This window comes from Demequina aurantiaca, assembly GCF_050598105.1.
Taxonomy (GTDB): Bacteria; Actinomycetota; Actinomycetes; order Actinomycetales; family Demequinaceae; genus Demequina; species Demequina aurantiaca_A.
Genome location: NZ_CP192436.1, coordinates 2,449,001 through 2,467,217 on the forward strand (window position 1 = coordinate 2,449,001; position 18,217 = coordinate 2,467,217).

Annotated in this window: 15 protein-coding genes and 1 tRNA gene; 9 read left to right on the top strand and 7 right to left on the bottom strand. The window is 65.6% G+C overall.

What is annotated here, in order from left to right:
• The first annotated feature begins 12 nt into the window (after nt 1–12).
• The 3 genes from ddaH (at nt 13) to ACQU6B_RS11185 (ending at nt 3,409) form a co-directional block, all read left to right on the top strand.
• Entirely contained in the window at nt 13–912 is a 900-nt protein-coding gene (ddaH, locus tag ACQU6B_RS11175; protein ID WP_430867625.1) for a dimethylargininase, read from the top strand.
• 10 nt (nt 913–922) lie between these two features.
• Nucleotides 923–1,957 (top strand): ornithine cyclodeaminase, encoded by a 1,035-nt coding sequence (locus ACQU6B_RS11180; RefSeq protein WP_430867626.1) that lies wholly within the window; start codon nt 923–925, stop codon nt 1,955–1,957.
• 108 nt (nt 1,958–2,065) lie between these two features.
• A complete protein-coding gene (locus tag ACQU6B_RS11185; protein WP_430867627.1) occupies nt 2,066–3,409 on the top strand; it encodes an AI-2E family transporter in 1,344 nt (447 codons plus the stop codon).
• A 99-nt stretch (nt 3,410–3,508) separates the two neighbouring features.
• Here ACQU6B_RS11185 and ACQU6B_RS11190 read toward each other — a convergent pair whose 3' ends face one another.
• On the bottom strand, nt 3,509–4,498 hold the full coding sequence (locus ACQU6B_RS11190) for an FKBP-type peptidyl-prolyl cis-trans isomerase (RefSeq protein ID WP_430867628.1): 990 nt from the start codon (nt 4,496–4,498) through the stop codon (nt 3,509–3,511).
• A gap of 272 nt (nt 4,499–4,770) precedes the next feature.
• On the opposite strand from ACQU6B_RS11190, the gene ACQU6B_RS11195 reads away from it, so the two are divergent.
• From ACQU6B_RS11195 to ACQU6B_RS11205, 3 genes are read left to right on the top strand one after another with little or no spacing between them, the layout of a single operon-like run.
• Nucleotides 4,771–5,076, top strand: coding sequence for a FeoA family protein (locus ACQU6B_RS11195; RefSeq protein ID WP_430867629.1), 306 nt, complete (start codon nt 4,771–4,773; stop codon nt 5,074–5,076).
• Between the two features lie 2 nt (nt 5,077–5,078).
• Nucleotides 5,079–7,034 carry a ferrous iron transporter B gene (feoB, locus tag ACQU6B_RS11200; protein WP_430867630.1) on the top strand — a complete coding sequence of 652 codons (1,956 nt, stop codon included), beginning with the start codon at nt 5,079–5,081 and terminating at the stop codon, nt 7,032–7,034.
• A gap of 1 nt (nt 7,035) precedes the next feature.
• On the top strand, nt 7,036–7,626 hold the full coding sequence (locus ACQU6B_RS11205) for a NifU family protein (RefSeq protein ID WP_430867631.1): 591 nt from the start codon (nt 7,036–7,038) through the stop codon (nt 7,624–7,626).
• Between the two features lie 75 nt (nt 7,627–7,701).
• Here ACQU6B_RS11205 and ACQU6B_RS11210 read toward each other — a convergent pair.
• Nucleotides 7,702–7,774, bottom strand: a tRNA-Ala gene (locus tag ACQU6B_RS11210).
• Nucleotides 7,775–7,959: 185 nt separating this feature from the next.
• Here ACQU6B_RS11210 and ACQU6B_RS11215 point away from each other — a divergent pair.
• Nucleotides 7,960–8,574 carry an HdeD family acid-resistance protein gene (locus ACQU6B_RS11215; protein WP_430867632.1) on the top strand — a complete coding sequence of 205 codons (615 nt, stop codon included), beginning with the start codon at nt 7,960–7,962 and terminating at the stop codon, nt 8,572–8,574.
• Nucleotides 8,575–8,641: 67 nt separating this feature from the next.
• Here ACQU6B_RS11215 and ACQU6B_RS11220 read toward each other — a convergent pair whose 3' ends face one another.
• Nucleotides 8,642–10,549, bottom strand: a complete 1,908-nt coding sequence (locus ACQU6B_RS11220) for an adenylyl cyclase (RefSeq protein ID WP_430867633.1) — start codon at nt 10,547–10,549, stop codon at nt 8,642–8,644.
• A 294-nt stretch (nt 10,550–10,843) separates the two neighbouring features.
• Nucleotides 10,844–13,216 carry a DNA helicase PcrA gene (pcrA, locus tag ACQU6B_RS11225; RefSeq protein ID WP_430867634.1) on the bottom strand — a complete coding sequence of 791 codons (2,373 nt, stop codon included), beginning with the start codon at nt 13,214–13,216 and terminating at the stop codon, nt 10,844–10,846.
• Between the two features lie 50 nt (nt 13,217–13,266).
• On the opposite strand from pcrA, the gene ACQU6B_RS11230 reads away from it, so the two are divergent.
• Entirely contained in the window at nt 13,267–13,806 is a 540-nt protein-coding gene (locus ACQU6B_RS11230; RefSeq protein WP_430867635.1) for a hypothetical protein, read from the top strand.
• A 56-nt stretch (nt 13,807–13,862) separates the two neighbouring features.
• Nucleotides 13,863–14,603: a hypothetical protein gene (locus ACQU6B_RS11235; protein ID WP_430867636.1), complete on the top strand. Its 741-nt coding sequence runs from the start codon at nt 13,863–13,865 to the stop codon at nt 14,601–14,603.
• 6 nt (nt 14,604–14,609) lie between these two features.
• On the opposite strand, the gene ACQU6B_RS11240 is transcribed toward ACQU6B_RS11235, so the two are convergent.
• The 3 genes from ACQU6B_RS11240 to ACQU6B_RS11250 all read right to left on the bottom strand — a co-directional run bounded on the left by ACQU6B_RS11240 (nt 14,610) and on the right by ACQU6B_RS11250 (nt 18,216).
• Nucleotides 14,610–15,644, bottom strand: coding sequence for a diguanylate cyclase (locus ACQU6B_RS11240; protein ID WP_430867637.1), 1,035 nt, complete (start codon nt 15,642–15,644; stop codon nt 14,610–14,612).
• A 232-nt stretch (nt 15,645–15,876) separates the two neighbouring features.
• Entirely contained in the window at nt 15,877–16,461 is a 585-nt protein-coding gene (locus ACQU6B_RS11245) for a dihydrofolate reductase family protein (protein ID WP_430867638.1), read from the bottom strand.
• A 180-nt stretch (nt 16,462–16,641) separates the two neighbouring features.
• The gene (locus ACQU6B_RS11250; RefSeq protein WP_430867639.1) at nt 16,642–18,216 is read right to left on the bottom strand and encodes a DEAD/DEAH box helicase; all 1,575 of its coding nucleotides are present in this window, start codon (nt 18,214–18,216) and stop codon (nt 16,642–16,644) included.
• Between the last annotated feature and the right edge of the window lies 1 nt (nt 18,217).

The window sequence follows — 18,217 nt, forward strand, 5'->3', positions numbered from 1 at the left end:
CATGCTGTACGCATGACTACAGTCCCCGCTGACAGCCCCCTGGTCGCCACGAGCACGGCGCCCGCGCCGGCACGATTCGCCGCCACCACGACCGTGCTGGTCTGCCCCCCGGACTACTACGACGTCACCTACGCGATCAACCCCTGGATGGATCCCTCCGTGCCAACGGACACCGCGCTCGCGCTCGCGCAGTGGCAGGAACTTCGCGACACCTACCGCAGCCTTGGCTTTGTGGTGCACCAGATCGAACCCGCCGAGGGCCTGCCCGACATGGTCTACGCCGCGAACGGCGCGACCGTCGTCGACGACGTCGCCTACATCGCCAGCTTCCGCTACCCGGAGCGCCAGCCGGAGGCCGACGCCTACGCGACGTGGCTTCACGATCACGGCCTGCGCGTGGTGGCGTCGAACTACGTGAACGAGGGCGAGGGCGACTTCCTCGTTCTGGACGACGTGATTCTGGCCGGAACCGGCTTCCGCAGCAGCGCCGAGAGCCACCGCGAGGCCGCGCAGGTCCTCCGCCGTGAGGTCGTCACCCTGACGCTGGTCCGCCCGGAGTACTACCACCTCGACACAGCCTTGGCGGTGCTCGATACTCGCCGTGGACACGAGCAAATTGCGTACCTACCCAGCGCGTTCGACGACGCGAGCCTCGCCGTATTGCGCGAGCGCTTCCCGGACGCGATCATCGTGTCGGAGCAGGACGCGGGGGTGCTCGGCCTCAACGTGGTCTCTGACGGCCTCAACGTGGTCATGCCCGTGCAGGCAGCCGACTTTGCTGAGCAGCTCCGCGCAGACGGGTTCTTGCCCGCCGTCGTCAATCTCAGCGAACTCCTCAAGGCCGGCGGTGGAGTCAAGTGCTGCACGATGGCGCTCCGTTTCTCTCAGCCCACTCAAGTCCCCCACAAGTAAGGAGCCGATCATGGTGCAGTTTGTCGACGTCCGCCACATGCGCGACTGGATCACAGCCGAGGGAGTAGAAGCCCGGATTCGGGACCTCGCCCAATACATCGAGCAGGACTTCCTGCGCTGGCAGAGCTTCGACAAGACCGCGCGGATCGCGTCGCACTCACCCGTTGGCGTGATCGAACTCATGCCCACCTCGGACGGCGAGCTCTACGGCTTCAAGTACGTCAACGGCCACCCCAGCAACCCTGCCAGCGGCTTCCAGACGGTCACGGCGTTCGGGGTGCTCTCCGACGTCGCCACCGGCTACCCCGTGCTCGTCTCGGAGATGACCCTGCTGACCGCGCTACGCACCGCCGCAACCTCCGTGGTCGCCGCGCGCGCCCTCGCCCGCCCCGATGCGTCCGTCATGGCGATCATCGGCGCCGGGTCGCAGTCGGAGTTCCAGGCGCTCGGCTTCAAGGCCGTCCTGGGCATCACCGACCTGCGAGTGTGGGACACGGACCCAGCCGCGATCGACAAGCTGGTCGCGAACCTAACCCCGCTCGGCTTCAGCATTGTGCGCGCCACGTCTGCGGCCGATGCTGCGGCTGGCTCGGACATCGTCACCACCTGCACGGCCGACAAGGCCTACGCCACCATCCTGACCGACGACATGGTCGAGCCTGGCATGCACCTCAACGCGATCGGCGGCGACTGCCCCGGCAAGACCGAGCTCGACGCGGACATCCTGCGCCGCTCGGAGATCTTTGTCGAGTACCCGCCCCAGACGCGCATCGAGGGCGAGATCCAGCAGCTCGCCGCTGACCACCCCGTCACCGAACTGTGGTCTGTCCTCGCCGGCCAGAGCGACGGTCGCACGAGTCAACAGCAGATCACCGTCTTCGACTCCGTCGGTTTCGCGACCGAGGACTTCTCAGCGCTCAGGTACGTGCGAGACAGCACCGCGGGAACGCGCTTCGCTGACGACATCGACCTGGTCGCGGATCCCCTCAACCCCAAGGACCTCTTCTCTCAGGTAGTGCCTCAGGAAGCGCGCCTCAGCCGCTAGTCCGTCCGCCCGTCCGCGCGACTCCACCCGAGCCGCGCGGACGGGCGGACGAGCGCGGGGACGCCGCGCATAGTGTGATTCAGTGGCACGCCTGGCAGGATGGCAGGCATGGTTAAGCGAGCAGGCAGCAGTTCCGATTTTCCGCGTCCCCAATTCGAGCCCGGGGAGCCTATCCCCGAGGACATCGTGGAGGAGATCGAAGCGGAGCAGGAGGCGCGCGCGTTACGCGTCGCGCGACGGGATCCCGCGATGGACCGCTTCGTGTGGTCGATCATCTGGAAGGTCGTTGCCGCCGCGGTATTGGTAGGCGTGGCGTGGTTCGTTTTCTATCAGACCCGACACCTGCTCGGCCTCGTCGTGGTCTCCACGTTCTTCGCCCTCGCCATGATTCCCGGCATCAACTCGCTCGTGCGACGCTGGCAGATTAGCCGCGGCGCCGCCGTGGGCATCATCTATCTCATCGCCATGGTGATGGTAGGCATCCTCGTCGGCATCCTAATCCCGGCCGTCGTCAACTTTGCCGGCGCCGTAGGCGCAAACGTCGGCGACTGGATGACTGACTTCAACACGTGGACCGCGGATACGTTCGGCGCTCCCGCCTTCGACAGCACCGCGGACTCGTCGGACGCCGTCAATGCGGCGATGCACTCCGTCGCGCAGTGGGGCGACAACGTCCTGGGCCTCATCAGCTCCGGCATCGGACTGGTCTTTGACCTCTTCACGATCGCGGCGTTCACGTTCTATATCGCGGCCGGCTTCCCCAAGATCGTGCGCGCCTTCATGCGACGCATGCCGCCCGAGCGCCAGCGCGTCTTCTGGTGGATCGCGGATCAGTCGATCGAGCAGACTGGCGGCTACTTCTACTCGCGCATGCTGCTCATGATCGTCAACGGCGGGCTCGGCTTCTTCGTCATGATGGTCCTCGGCCTGCCGCTGGTCTACTCTCTCCCACTCGCGCTCTTCATGGGCTTCGTGTCCGAGTTCATTCCGTTCATCGGAACCTACATCGGCGCGGCGCTGCCGATCATGATCCTGCTCGCGGTCATCGGCCCCGCAGCGGCGCTCATCATGACCGTGTACATCATCATCTATCAGCAGGCAGAGAACTACTGGCTCAGCCCCAAGTTCTCGTCGGAGACCATGGAGCTCAACGGCGCCATCGCGTTCGGCGGTGCCATGGCCGGTGGCGCGATCGCTGGCGCGATGGGCGCGTTCATGGCGCTGCCCATGGCCGCACTGATCACCGCGATCATCAAGAACACCGGCAAGACCTACGACGTGGTGGAGTCCGAGGAGGGCACCCACCACGTCACCGACGGAGCGCCACCCCTTGCCGAGGACGACGAAGATGACGCCGACAAGCCGAGCCGCATGAGGCTGAGGAAGTCCAAGAAGGAGAAGTCGACCCAGCAGCCGGAGACGGCGACTCCGTCAGTCCCAGCCGGGGACTAGCCACCATGGCCGCCCCTGGCACGCAAAAGGGGCGGGCCCGCTGATTGACTCAGCCGACCCGCCCCTGAGGCGCCGTCGCCTCGCGGCGACGCTAGATGCTTACGAAGCGGCCAGGATGTCGACCACAAACACCAGGGTCGAACCAGCGGGGATGGACCCAGCTTCCTGGTCGCCATAGCCGAGCTCGGGCGGGATCACCAGCAGCACCTGGCTGCCGACCTTCTGGCCCACGAGACCCTGCTGCCAGCCCTCTACCAACTGGGTGAGCGGCATCGTCAACGGCGTGCCCGCGTCCCATGAGGAGTCGAACTGTTCGCCGTCCCAAACCCAACCGGTGTAGTTCACCGTCACGGTCTGGTCGGCCGTCACCTCGGCGCCGTCGCCCTCGATCAGCGTCTGCGAAACGAGCTCGGTAGGCATCTCGGTGCCAGTGAAGTCCACCGAGGGAGCACCGTCGTCGTCGAGCGTTACCTGGGGAAGGCCCTCTGCGGGCTCCACGGCATCTCCGGTCGCACGGTCGGGAATCGTCGCCGATCCGGTGACGGTCACCGCGTAGAAGACGGCCGGAATGTCTTCGCCTTCCGCGACAGTCGCGCTCGTGTCAGGCGTGGCGTAGATGAGCGTCTGGCCCACGTTGTTGCCCACCAGCACCGCGTAGAGTGCGGGATCGATCGCGCCGTCGGTCATGGTGTACGTCTCGGAAGTGCCCGTCTCGTACGTCGAGCCCAGGTTGCTGCCGTCAACGCCGGCGATTGCGACGATCTCGAGTTCCACGTTGTCGCCAACGGCGATCTCGTCCCCGTCGCCTGCCGCGCTCACGTATGTCGTTGAGTCCGTTACCGTAAGCGGCGCTTCAAACTCAAGGTTGGGGATGCCATCGGCCTCGCCCCACGTGATGGTCTTCAGAACCGCGACGTCGTCCTCGGAGCCATACTGCGTCACTCCGGTTGCGGTTGCGGTCGCGCTCGCGCTCGCGCTCGGCGATGCCGTCAGCGAACTGTCGGTGGAGTCGTCGCTCGAGCTGCAAGCCGTGAGGCTCAGCGCAGCGACGGCGCCCAGGGTGGTTGCGGTCAGCCAATACTTCTTCACGCGAAGGTGCTCCTTTAAGTCAGCGGGGATTGCGTGCCGCAGCGCAGATCGTGGCGCGGCTAGCACCATGTAAACCTACGGCACCGCCGAAAGGTTCCCAAACCGCGAAGACTCTCAGCGGATTGCCAGGCGGACGCACTGCTAGGCGCGGCAACCGGCCCGGATTCCGGGTCTGGGGGTTTCGGGATCACCTCCGCGAAGGGTACCCTTACCATTAATACACAACACTAGTCTTCCCATATTCCGCATCGAGCGCCCGACTTGGAGTTTGAATGTCCGCAGTGTCGTTGCACCTCAGCACCAGGACTATCGACTCCCACGACAATCCTGGGTGCATCGGGTGGAAGACGCTGTCCTCGCTCGCGCCGGGCCAGCGCGCGGTGATCGTCGACGTGTGTGACGAGGCGGACCCCGCCACGGCGCGCCGCCTATTCGACCTCGGCTTCGCTCCCGGCAGCCCTATCGAGGTCCTTCGACGGGCGCCGATGGCGGACCCGGTGGTCTACCGGGTCTCCGGGTACGAGATCGCTCTGCGACGCGCGCAGGCCAGGTGTATTCAAGTTTCGCTCAGCGTCTAGCTGTGACGACCCCCGACGGCGGTGCCGCGACCCTGGGTGCTACCGTTCGAGTCGCTCTCGTCGGCAGCCCCAACTCCGGCAAGACGACCCTGTTCAACGCGCTCACGGGGATGCACGCGAAGACGGGTAACTACCCCGGAGTGACGGTCGCGCGCTACGAGGGCAGCACCCGCATCGGCGGAACCAAGGTAGTCATCGAGGACCTGCCAGGCACCTACAGCCTTGACCCCATCAGCATCGACGAGGAAATCGTCGCGGACCGCCTCGACCCCGACCGCACCCACGAGGGTGCCCCGACCGCCCCGAACACACCGCCCAGCGGTCTCGTCGTCACGATGGACGCGACCGTCCTGCGCCGCTCGCTCGGGCTCCTCGCGCAGGTGCTCCACGCCGAGATTCCGACGTGTGTGGTCGTTACCTTTACCGACGAGTTGGCGCGCCGGCACGGCACGCTCGACATCGCGGCGCTGCGCCGCGCACTCGGGGTGCCAGTGGTCGCGGTGATCGCCGGCAGGCAAAGCGACCTCGCCGCGCTGCGTGAGCTTCTCAAGAGCCCCCATGAATGGCCGGTACCGGCGGTACTCCCGCCCACGGCGACGCGCGAACTCGGCGCGTGGATGGGCTCGGTACTGGCAGCCTCGCGCTACGAGGTGCCCGAGGTCGACGAGCGCACCCGCAAGGTCGACGCCGTGCTCTTGCACCCCGTGTGGGGTTCACTGATCTTCTTCGCGACCATGTTCGGGTTCTTCCAGGTCATCTTCACGGTGGCCGCGCCCCTGCAGGACGGGATCGAGAGTCTCTTCGCCTACCTGGGCTCGTTCGTCGACACCTACGTGACGAACCCGTGGGTCAGCAGTTTCCTCAGCGACGCCATCATCGGCGGGGTGGGAGGCGTGCTCGTCTTCCTGCCCCAGATCGCGCTGCTATTCCTGCTGATCTCGCTGCTCGAGGGCGTCGGCTACATGTCGCGCGCGGCGTTCCTGATGGATCGGGTGATGTCGACCGCGGGGCTCGAGGGCCGAGCATTCGTCGCGCTGCTGTCCTCCCTCGCGTGCGCGATCCCGGGCATCATGGCGACGCGCACCCTGCCGTCCGCCCGTGACCGACTGGCGACCATGATGGCCGCGCCCCTCATGACGTGTTCGGCGCGGCTCCCGGTCTACATCCTGCTCATCGGCCTTCTCGTTCCTACCGGGGCCGGCTGGGGACCCTTCAGCATGCAGGGCACCATCATGTTCGGGCTCTACCTGGCCGGAGCGGTCGCCGCGATGACGGCCGCCTGGATCGCGTCCCGCGTGGGCCGCCGCGCGGGACCACTGTTGCCGTTCTACATGGAGATGCCCCCGTACCGGATGCCGTCCGTGCGCAGCGTAGGCACGTCCGTGTGGGGCTCGTGCAAGACGTTCCTGCAAAAAATCGGCAAGATCATCCTCCTCACCACCATGGTGCTCTGGCTGCTGCTCAACCTGCCCTCGCCGAGCGACGCCACCATTGCCGCCGCCGGGGTCGACATCACGAACGAGGCCGCCACCTCGGAGTACGTGCTCGACAACAGCTACGCGGCCGACGTCGGCAAGTTTGTCGAGCCGGTCTTCGAGCCGCTGGGCTTCGACTGGCGGATCAACATTGGGGTGGTTGCCTCCCTGGCGGCGCGCGAGGTCTTCGTCGCGACGCTTGGGCAGGTCGCGGCCGCCGAGGATCCGGAGAATCCTGCGGACGCCTTGCAGGAGATGACGGTGATGAGCGGGCCCCGCGAGGGCCAACCGCTGTTCACCCCCGCCGTGGTCGCCGCGCTGCTCGCCTTCTTCATCTTCGCGCTGCAATGCGTGTCGACCATCGCCGTGCTGAGACGCGAATCGGGATCGTGGAAGTGGCCGGCCATCGCCTTCTCGTCTTACTTTGTGCTCGCCTGGATAGCGGCGTTCGCCGCCAACCGCATCGTCGGGGGGCTGGTGTGACGTGGAACCCGTAGCGATACATTCCGAGGCCGTCCCGGACGATTCGAGCGCGCTCAGGTGGGTCACCGCGGCGGGAACCTTCGGCTTCGTGGGCGCGGTCGAGCGCATGCCCGCGGTGCTGCAAGCGGTGCTTGACGACGGCACCCTCACGCGAGTGGAGATCGAGCCCACGGCCGTGCTTACTTACCTAGGAGACGGGCGCACGTGGCGCGCCGAGGGCGCCCGGGTACGCGAGAGCCTGATCGCCGCGTTGTCCCAACCCCACGACTGGGCGCCGCGGAGCCCCAGCGGGGGCGACGACGTGCTCCGGATGGCTGTCGAATCCGTCATCGCTGGGGACGTGGGCGCCTACATTCGCTCGCACGGTGGCAACGTGGAGCTCGTCGGGATTAGGGACGGCGACGTCGAGGTGCGGATGGGCGGCGCGTGCGAACACTGCCCAGCCTTCGCCTTCACCCTGGCCAACCGCTTCGAGACCGAGGTTAGGGCGCGGTTCCCTCAGGTAGGAACCGTCACCGCTCACGCAGCCGATGCGGAACACTCGACCTCCGCCTGGGGTCGCCTTGGGTTGTCCAGGTCCGGCCGAGGCTAGGTAAGGCGTACTAACGCCCTGGAGAGCCCCAAATAGAAAAGGGCCGCCCCGCAGGACGACCCTTTTCAAAGCAAGTGGAGCTAAGGGGATTCGAACCCCTGACCTCCTCGATGCGAACGAGGCGCGCTACCAACTGCGCCATAGCCCCTTGCCATCAAACATTCGTACCTGCAGAAGATTACCACCCAGCGGCGGTCTACCCGTAGTCGCCTGCGGCCACTGCACGCAGCGGCCTGAGCCGCAACTGATTGAATGCCTGGAACTTCTGAGTAGCATAGACCTGGCGTCAACGGCGATGTCACACTTTTTTCCATATCTGAGGAGCATCTGAACATGAGCAAGGCCACCAACCCGTCCGAGGTCTACGACGGACTGATCATCGACGCAGAGATGCTGTCAAGCCGCGGAGTGGGCGCAATCCGCACCGCATTCGGCATCGTGGGAATCTTCGGCGTCGCCCTCGGAGTAATCCTCATGGTGTGGCCCGGCGCGACCCTGATGGTGCTCGCCGGCGTCACCGCCATCTTCTTCGTCATTGGCGGCATCACCCGCCTCGCGTTCGGCATCTTCGGGCGCGAACTGTCGGGCAGCGGACGCGCACTCAACCTGATCCTCGGCCTGATCGTCCTGATCGCCGGCATCGTGGTCATCAGGAACCTGCAGTCCTCGACCGAGGTGCTCGCGGTCATCGTCGTGATCTTCATCGGCATCGGCTGGATCATCGAAGGTGTGCTTACGCTGGCCACGGCCTCGCGCGCGGAGTCGAAGGGCTTCGCGTACTTCGGCGGCATCGTCGGCATCCTCGCCGGTATCTTCGTCATCGCCGCACCGCAGCTGTCGGTTGGCTTCCTGGTGGTCTTCACCGGTGCGATGTTCGTGATCCTCGGCATCGTGTCACTGGTCCGTGCCTTCACGTTCGGCAAGGACAGCAAGGTCATCGACGTCTAAGACGTCTCAAACCGCTCAAAGGGGGTGTCGCCTGCAAGGGCGACACCCCCTTTGAGGTTGTGGCCCGTTACGGAATCAAGGGGTAGTCCACCACGAACTGCGGTGTGCCCGTGTTGTCAACCGTGGCGGCGCCGCCCACGCCATTGACCACGTGCTCGATTGTCCCCGCGGACAGGTTCACCGTCATGATGTGCTGCAAGAGCACGCCCTTGGTCTCTGGCACCTCGAAGCCGTTTTCAGTGACGATGTCGGTGTTGTTCTGGTTGAATACGTAGACACCTCCGCCGTACAACTTGTGCCTCTTAACATCGTCCGCGACCTTGTATCCCGGCCACCCGAGTGTGCCGTCCGGCTGGGTCCAGTCTGCCTGGGTTGGCGGGTCGTACGGCAGCTCGTTCTGGTAAAGAATCGTCGTGCCGTTCTCGCCATTCCAGATGGTGTTGTACTCCTGGAAGTGCTCTACGAAGAGTCCGGTGGCCGTCACGTTGTCGCCGTTGATCACCACACCGTTCCGGCCGATGTTGGTGTTCCAACGTTCCGTGTCGCCGCTGAATCCTTCGACTCCATGGTCAGCACGCCACACCCAAGTGTGGTCAATGAGCACATTGTCTGCGTTGACTTCCAGCGCCACATCCGCCTTGCCGACGTGGGGTCCACCCACCCTGAAGTAGACGTCACTGAGAGTAATGGGGTTCCTGGTATCGGCCTTCTTGGTCTGACCATTTTCCTTGCCATGGCCGTTGCTCTTGTCCTCTTTGCCCACCTGCAGGAGCACGGACGACTCCCGTGAACCGGCATCGATTGACACCCCGGCGATGATGACTCCGGATACGTCGGACACCTTGATAGGCGTAGCGCCGTTGACGGCGGTGAGCGTGGCGTGGCCCATCCCGAGCACTACCGTGTCCTTGCGTTTGACATCAATACTCGAGCCGATGTCGTACACACCGGGCGTGAGCAGCAGGTTCTTGCCGCGCGCCAGCTCCTTGTTGATCTGCTTGACAGAGTCACCCGGCCTCGCGATGTAGAACTCGTCAATCGGCACCGTGCGGCCAGCGGTTGTCCCGTCGTCCCACGACACTCCGCGCGTGTTTGTCTTGGCGGCTGGTACGCGCACGTTGAACTCACCGCGGTCGTCCACAAAGAGGTACGGCTTCTCGCGGCTCACCGGAGTCTTGTCGACCGTCGTGTACGTCGGGTCGGGGAAGGTCGCGTCATCGGGAGCGCCCACTACTCCGGAGAACACCTGGTTCCACACCCCATTGGTCCAGTTTCCAACGTCGCTGTTGCGCGTCAGCCACTGCTGCTGGGAGCCATTGATCACATCTCCGGAAAAGCGCGAGTCCGCAATGAACCCACCAGACGCATACTGTGGGCCCGCCGTGCAGTAGTCCATGAGCGAAAAGCCACCGCCGGACACGTCTACGCGTCGCAGAGACACGGCCTGCGAGACCGCCCAGAAGTTGGCGCTCGCGCGGCAGCCATCCTGGCCAGCGCCGTTGACCTGCAGCGAAAGGTTGGAAAGTGTCCGCCAGAAGTTCACCAGTGCAATGCAATTGGAGGTGCCTTCATTCTCAAGGCAGCGGTTGTACACCTCGATCTTGCCGTTGACCGTGACGTCGTCCGGTGACGCGCCAAGCCCGGCGACCTCGGTGTAATAGCCCACCTCGAATTGCAGCGGGGTGTCATCCGTGCCGTAGTCGCCAGGCATGAAGTAGACCGCGTGGCGGTCATCCGACATCTCCGCATCGCGGGTCTGATCGGCCAGCGCATCCACCGTTGACTGTATCTGCTCAAGTGGTGTGCCGGGAGTGAAGATTGTGACATTCGGGCCGAAGTCCGGGACGGGGGTGTCATGGCGGCTTCCCCCTGCCGATGCTGGGGTTGACAGGGCGAGCGCAGCGACGAGCGCCGCGCTGGTCGAGAGCACGAACGCCCTCCCCCGAGTACTCGAGTACCGACTGCGTATGTTCATGCGCTATTCCTCTCCATTGAGGTAGCCGGGACGGAAAAGTCCAGGCAGGGCGCCATCGCGGCAAGCCCTTACTTACCGGACAGTAACGTAATGTATTTAGGTGCGCAAAAGGTACAAACTTCACAACGGCCACGACCTAGTATGACTGCGGCGACAGGGCCACTCTGGGCGAACGCGTGCGTCCGGCAGTCGCGCAAAGGCCCCGATTCAACGTAGGGACCCACGGCAACATAGCCCTGGAATCCCGCCACGGATGCAGCGCCGAGCTGGCACGTTTTCTATGTCGAGCTGCCCCTAGAGCTTGGCGATGGGAGCGAAGCGCAACACCAGGCGCTTCACGCCATCGGCACCAAAGTCGACCTTCGCGGCCGCGTTCTTGCCGGAGCCCTCGAGCCCGATGACCTTGCCCATGCCGTACTTGTCGTGGGTCACGCGGTCGCCGACCTCGAAGCCCAAGTCGCCGCCGGCACCAACGCCGGGAGGGCTCGGCGGCACGTTGCGCATCGGCACCCCGCCCGCGTTCGAGTAGCTGTTGCCGTCGGAGCGATCCTGCGAGCCGCCGTAGGACGAGGACCACGCGCTGTCGCGAGACGTGCCGCGATCCGACCGCGCACGCAATGACGCCATCGACGTCTGCGAGCGCTGCCACTCCACCAGCTCGGAGGGAATCTCCTCCGCGAACCGCGAGACCGCAAAGTACTGGGGTGCGCCCCAACTCGCTCGCACCTCCGCGCGCGTCAGATAGAGCCGCTCGCGGGCGCGGGTCAGGCCCACGTAGGCGAGGCGGCGCTCCTCCTCCATGTCCTTGGTGCTGCCCGACTCGATCGACCGCACGTGCGGGAACGTGCCGTCCTCCATGCCCGTCAGGAACACGGTGGGGAACTCGAGGCCCTTGGCCGTGTGGAGCGTCATCAGCGTGACCACCCCGCCACCGCCGTCGGCGTCCGGAATCTGGTCCGCATCGGCGACGAGCGCCACCTTCTCGAGGAAGTCCGCGAGCGAGCCGTCCGGGTTCTCCTCGCTGAACTCGCGGCCCACGGCCACGAGCTCCATGACGTTCTCGATGCGGCTCGCGTCCTGGGGATCGTCGGAGTTACGCAGCGTCGACAGCAGTCCGGAGCGGTCCGCGATGGCGTCGAGGACTCCGGCGGGGCCGTTGTCCTCGGCGAGAGAGCGGATGTCGTCCATGAGGCGCACGAAGCCCGCAATCGCGGCACGTGACCGCGCCGCTAGCCCCGAGTCGTCCAGTCGCCGCAGCGCGTCGCCAAAGCTCATCGACTCGCCCGCACCCGCGGACGCGTTGAGCGTCCGGCGCACGCCCTCGACGGCGTCCACAGTTGTGTCGCCGATGCCGCGCTTGGGGACGTTGATGATGCGGCGGGTAGCCACGTCGTCGTCCTCGTTCACGGCCGCCGCGAGGTACGCGAGCATGTCCTTGACTTCCTTGCGGTCGTAGAACCGCGTGCCGCCCACAATCTTGTACGGGATGTCCGCGGCGCCTAGCCGGCCCTCGATCGAGCGGGACTGGGCGTTAGCGCGGTACATGATCGCCACATCGGAAGGCTGGACGCCGTCCTCGCTGATCAGGCGGCGGATCTCCCGCGCGATGAACTGCGCCTCCTCCTGCTCGGTGTCCCCGGCGTAGCCGACGATCCGCGAGCCCGCACCGGCATCGGTCCAGAGGTTCTTGGGGCGCCGACCGGTGTTGTTGGAGATGACCGCGTTGGCTGCCGTCAGGATGTTCTGAGTGGAGCGATAGTTCTGCTCGAGGTGCACCGTGTGCGCGTTCGGGTAGTCCTTCTCGAACTCCATGATGTTGCGGATGGTGGCGCCGCGGAACGCGTAGATCGACTGGTCCGCGTCACCCACCACGGTGAGCTCGCCAGGCGGCAGCGCGGCGTCGTCCTCGGGGCCCACCAACTCGCGGATGAACGTGTACTGCGCGTGGTTGGTGTCCTGGTACTCGTCCACCAGGATGTGGCGGAACTGCTCGCGGTACTGGAGCGCCACCTCCGGGTGGTTCTGCAGCAGGCGCACCGACTTCACGATGATGTCGTCGAAGTCGACCGCGTTGGCGGCCTCCAGCCGGCGCTGGTAAAGGCCGTAGGCCTTGCCCGCGGCGTTCTCGATCGAGTGGCGCGACGCCAGCTCCGACGCCGCCAGCGCGTCCGCGGGCTCGATGAGTTCGTCCTTGTACGTGCCGATGCGCCCCAGGATCGACTTGGGGGTGAACTTCTTGGGGTCCAGGTCCAGTTCCTTCATGACGAGCTTCATGAGGTTGACCGAGTCAGACGTGTCGTAGATCGAGAACGTGGACTTGAGGCCGGCCTTCTCGTAGTCGCGGCGCAGGATGCGCACGCACGCCGAGTGGAAGGTGCTGACCCACATGCGCTTAGCGTCCGGGCCCACCAGCGCGGCGACGCGCTCGCGCATCTCCCCCGCAGCCTTGTTGGTGAACGTGATCGCGAGGATCTCATGCGGGCGCGCGCGACCCGTCTCCAGCAGGTACGCAATGCGATGGGTCAGCACCCGGGTCTTGCCGGATCCCGCTCCGGCGATGATCAGCAGCGCACCGCCGTGATGCAACACCGCCTCTGCCTGTGGTGGATTGAGGCCCTCCGTCAGTGCGGAGGGCGCGGGCTCGGTGATCTCAAAAAGGGCATCCATGACCCGACGAGTCTAGGCGCTGGCGGCGCCCCCGGTGGTACGGTCTGGGCATGAAAACAGGTCTGACGCTGGCTGCGGCGATGGTCGCAGGCCTGTCCCTCGCCGGTTGTTCCTCGAGCGGCGACGACAACGTGGAGGCCCTCACCGAGAGAGCAGCCGCTTGGCAGGTAGCCCCGGCCGATGCGGTCGCGGTCGACTGCGCCGACCTGCTGGAAGCGTGGGGAGACGGCACCGAATCGCCCCCCGCCGCGTGCTTCACGATGGAGGTCGCCGATGACCTTCCCGAGCGCTTCGCCGAGACTACGGCTTCATTCGCTGAGCACATGGGTCCCATGGACACCGTCCTGGCGCCAGCGTGTACGACACCCCGGGAGAACGGGGTCACCCTCGCGTGCGCAGCGCGGTACGACGTGGACGGCACCAGTGTCGGGGTGAGCTCCGGCGTCACGATATCTGCGTTGACGGAGGACACCCTCACCGGCGCGGCCCAGAGTGCGATCAATGAAATCACGATCTTTGTGATCCCGCCGGACCAGCAACCGGAAACCTATGACGACTTTCTCGAGATCTATTCCGTCCCAGTCGGCTAGCACCCGGCCCGCCGCGGGGGCGCATTTCCTGCCCACCCGCGCGTATCGTTAGAGACATGAACACTGGCCGCGACGCGGTTAACGAACTGGCATACCCCGCCACGGACACGCACCCCCACGCCCCCGCGCCCACGGCGGAGCACCGGTGGCCGGCCGTGGCCGCGCTCGTCATCGCGCTGGCGCTGTACGCGAGCCTGCCAAGTTCGTTCTTCCCCGGCATCCGCTACGCCGTGGTCGGGATAGGGCTGCTGCTCTTCATCCCGCTGATCGTCATGAACCCGGTCCGGTTCACGCGCCAGACCGAGTGGTCGCGGCGGCTGTCGATCGGCCAAACGACGTTACTAGGCGTCGCCAACCTGGCCGCCCTGGTGGCGCTTATCTTCACCCTCGTGACCCCCGCAGATGGCGCCGGTCCCGGCCTGCTCTTGGCGGCACTCCAGGTGTGGGCGACCAACGTGATCGTCTTCGCCCTTCTGTACTGGGAGATCGATCGCGGGGGCCCTGTTACCCGGTCAAAGGTCGCGCGCGCGGACCTGCCCCGAGCGGACTTCCGCTTCGCGCAGGACGAGGATCATGACGCAATTTACGAAGTCGCGGCCCGGTCATCGAGCAAGTCGAATTGGCGACCTACCTACGTCGACTACCTCTACATGTCGGGATCCAACTCGATGGCGTTTAGCCCGACCGACGTCATGCCCCTGTCGCACCGCGCAAAGGGGCTCATGGGCTTGCAGTCGTTCGCCGGCTTCGTACTTCTGGCACTGGTCATCGCCCGCGCGGTTTCCCTGCTCGGGTAGCGGCCCCTAGGCGAGCTTGCCGACGTTGCTGCCGGCCAACACCACGCGGTTTCGCCCAGTGTGCTTTGCGGTGTAGAGCGCCCTGTCGGCGGCGTTAATGGTGCGCCGCGACGAGCATCCCGGCACGGTGATCGCGGCGCCTATCGAGAGCGTAATGGCGATCGGGTCGGCGCCAAGAGAGAAGGGCGAACTCGCGACCGAAGCGCGTAGTCGATCGAGCACGCCGAAGAGCTCCGCCTGCTCGATGTTGGGCAGCAATACCAGGAACTCGTCGCCGCCCCACCGGCTCACCAGGTCGCTCTGGCGGAAGTGCGAACGCAGCCGGCGGGCGATTGCGGAGATCAACGCGTCCCCCTCCTCGTGGCCGAGTTGGTCATTGATGCGCTTGAACGAGTCGATGTCGATGATCGCGATCGCGTAGCCCGTACTGTCGTCGTCGTACTGGTGGAGCCGGGCGAGGACGGGGCGCCGGTTCGCGATGCCGGTCATCGGATCCGTATTGGCCCGGTACTCCCCCAGCTCCGCGGCACCACTTAAGTCTCGATTGCGGCGGGTACTGCGAAACAACATGATCGCCATTGCCATCGCGACCACAATCACCGTCCACATCCGGTTCACGCTCGCGGCCAGGGCATCCCGGGCCGCGTCCTGCGCTGACAGCCCCACGGGTGCGGGAAAGAGGGCCTCGCACACCACGACGAGCATCACCAAAACGGCGGCGTACCCGATCCGTGTTTTCCAAAGCCGCTCCGGAACCAGCGCGAGCATCGCGAATCCGGCGGCCAGATACAGCAGGTGCGAGTCGGAGGCGATGGACAACACGGCCGTATAGACAAGCAGAATCAGGCTCGCCACGGTGATGATCGCGATGGCGGCGTGCGTCGAATAGCGCGTATTGGCCATCGGTATGCCGGCGGCAAAAACCGCGGCGGTGAAGATGGACACGAACACCATGAACCAATTTGGCTGATCGTAAGCCCACATGAACCAGCCGACGTAGAAAAAAGCGAACGCCATGCCCGCGAAGGAGAAGGCAAACATCACGCGCGGGCTCGACTGCACTTGAGTCAACTGAATTTCGCCCGTAGAAATGGGTGCGTCAAAATCACGCGCGTCCCAACGCTCGGTCCCGGCCCCCTCAGGCTTCGCCAATTTTCCCCCCGCCCCCAGGCCCGTCGATGTGCCTCTAACGCGGCCACCGGGCCGCGCCTGGGATACCCCATCGTAAGGTCTATTCGCCCAGCGCGCACCGGGAGCAGGCCGGCTCAACGAGTCAGGGGCCAGTGGATAAGCGGCGCTTGCTGACGACTCCGTACAGCATTGCGACCGTTCCATTGGCGAACTGGCGGCGCTCCATTGCCTGCAGCGAGGCGCACACTCCCTCCGGAAACGCCGCGAGTCCGCCGCCGACCAGTTCCGGCACCACCAGCACGTATACGTAGTCCACGATGCGCGCCCGCAACGCGGCCGAGGCCAGGGTCGGGCCGCCGATGCTCACGTCGGTTGGCGATTCGCGCACCATGGCGCGCACCGCGGCCGGGTCAAAGACTCGCTCGATGCTCGTGCGCTGGGAACTGACCGCATCGAGGGTCGTGGAGTACACGATCTTGCGCTGCGATCTCCATATTTCAGCGAACTCCTGAGCGATGGCGGACTCCGAAGCGTCCGCAGGATTCGTCTCCCAACACACCATCGTCTCGTACATCCTGCGGCCCAGGAGGCTGACGCCGAAGCCGCGCTCAAGGGCGTTGAAGAACTGGTGAACCTCCGCGTCGGGCTCGGTGAAGTCGAAGTTGCCTTTCGCGTCGGTGGTGTAACCGTCGAGGGACATATTCGCGATGTAGTAGAGGTCGCCCACTTCACACTCCCCGTCGTTGCAGTCCTAACCGTCAGCATCTCACCGACCGGGGGTGGTGTCGCGGGCACGACGACAACCGCGTCCTGGGCACGAAAAAGCCCGGCACCCCGACGCGCCCTCGCGGGCTGTGGGATGCCGGGCTTGACCGGATTTCAGGTCGACGATGCGTCGACGAAAGCGTTAGCGCGAGTTGCGGCTGCCGTTGGACTTCGAGGAGAACGCCGCGGCGCCGCCAGAACCATTGGAGCTCGAGCCGGAGCGACGCTGGCCGCCGTTGGAGTTGGAGCGCGACTGGCTCGAGCCATTCGAGCTTCCCGATCCACCGGAGCCGGCGGTGCCGTAGCCACGGCTCTCGCCCTTGACGCGGTTGGAGCTGCCCCCGGAACGACCGGAGCCGGCGGGACGGTGCTGACCGTGTTCACCCTCGGGACGACGGTGACGGTCGGAGTTAGCGCTGGCGCCACCCTGTCCACCCTGGCCGCGCTGGTCGCGATTGGAGCGCTTGCGCTGGGCGTTCGCGCCCTGCGACTTGCCACCCTGCGACTTGCCGCGCTGCGGCTCCTGGATGGGAGCCGGCTTCACATAGGCCGCGACCTCGCCCACAAGCTCGATGACCTGAGCGGACTGAGAGTTGACGGCCTCGGGGCGGACGGTGATCTTTGCCTGGCGAAGCAGCTGCTCGGTCTCGCGACGCTGCTCGGGCAGGACCACCGTGACGACGTCTCCAGCCGAACCCGCGCGGGCCGTGCGGCCGGAGCGGTGCAGGTACGCCTTGGACTCGGCGGGCGGGTCGACGTGCACGACGAGCTCGACGCCATCGACGTGGACGCCACGGGCGGCAACATCGGTTGCCACGAGGACGCGGTAGTTGTCGCCGGAGAAGAGCGCCAGGTTCTGGTCGCGCTTGTTCTGCGACAGGTTTCCGTGCAGGTCAACTGCGGGGATGCCCGCGGCGGTGAGCTGCTTGGCAAGCTTCTTGGCCTGGTGCTTGGTGCGCATAAAGAGGATGCGGCGACCCGTGCCGGAGGCGAGGGTCTGAACCAGGTCGCGCTTGGCATCGGCGCCGGTGACCGTGAAGACGTGGTGCGTCATCGCGGCGACGGGGCTGTTGGCCTCGTCCACGGAGTGCATGATCTGGTTGGACAGGAAGCGCTTGACGAGCTTGTCAACGCCGTTGTCGAGCGTTGCGCTGAACAGCATGCGCTGACCCTGCTGCGGGGTCGCGTTCATGATGCGCGTCACGCCGGGCAGGAAGCCGAGGTCCGCCATGTGGTCGGCCTCGTCGAGCACGGTGATCTCGACGGCGTCGAGCTTCACGTGGCCCTGCTTCATCAGGTCCTCGAGGCGGCCGGGGCACGCCACGACAATGTCGGCGCCGGCACGCATGGCCTGCTCCTGACGGTGCTGCTTCACGCCGCCGAAGATCGTGGTGGTCTTGAGGCCGTAGGCACGAGCGAGCGGCGCGATGACGGCCTCGATCTGCGTGGCGAGCTCACGGGTAGGGGCCAGGACTAGTCCACGGGGGTGTCCGGGACGCGACTTGCCGCCCTTGGATCCCAGGCGCACGGCCATGGGGATGGAGAAGGCGAGGGTCTTGCCCGAGCCGGTCTTTCCGCGACCGAGGACGTCGCGGCCCGACAGCGTGTCGGGGAGGGTGTCGACCTGGATCGGGAAGGCGTTGGTCTTACCCTCTAGATCCAAGACGTCGGTGATGGGCATGGGCACGCCGAGCGAGCCAAAAGTAGTGTTAGACAAA

Bases quoted from the DNA above. Each gene is read 5' to 3' on its own strand.
- ACQU6B_RS11220 (WP_430867633.1), bottom strand. From the start codon at position 10,549: ATGAACATACGCAGTCGGTACTCGAGTACTCGGGGGAGGGCGTTCGTG.
- ddaH (WP_430867625.1), top strand. From the start codon at position 13: ATGACTACAGTCCCCGCTGACAGCCCCCTGGTCGCCACGAGCACGGCG.
- ACQU6B_RS11230 (WP_430867635.1), top strand. From the start codon at position 13,267: ATGAAAACAGGTCTGACGCTGGCTGCGGCGATGGTCGCAGGCCTGTCC.
- ACQU6B_RS11215 (WP_430867632.1), top strand. From the start codon at position 7,960: ATGAGCAAGGCCACCAACCCGTCCGAGGTCTACGACGGACTGATCATC.
- pcrA (WP_430867634.1), bottom strand. From the start codon at position 13,216: ATGGATGCCCTTTTTGAGATCACCGAGCCCGCGCCCTCCGCACTGACG.
- ACQU6B_RS11195 (WP_430867629.1), top strand. From the start codon at position 4,771: ATGTCCGCAGTGTCGTTGCACCTCAGCACCAGGACTATCGACTCCCAC.
- ACQU6B_RS11185 (WP_430867627.1), top strand. From the start codon at position 2,066: ATGGTTAAGCGAGCAGGCAGCAGTTCCGATTTTCCGCGTCCCCAATTC.
- ACQU6B_RS11240 (WP_430867637.1), bottom strand. From the start codon at position 15,644: ATGTTTGCCTTCTCCTTCGCGGGCATGGCGTTCGCTTTTTTCTACGTC.
- ACQU6B_RS11235 (WP_430867636.1), top strand. From the start codon at position 13,863: ATGAACACTGGCCGCGACGCGGTTAACGAACTGGCATACCCCGCCACG.
- ACQU6B_RS11180 (WP_430867626.1), top strand. From the start codon at position 923: ATGGTGCAGTTTGTCGACGTCCGCCACATGCGCGACTGGATCACAGCC.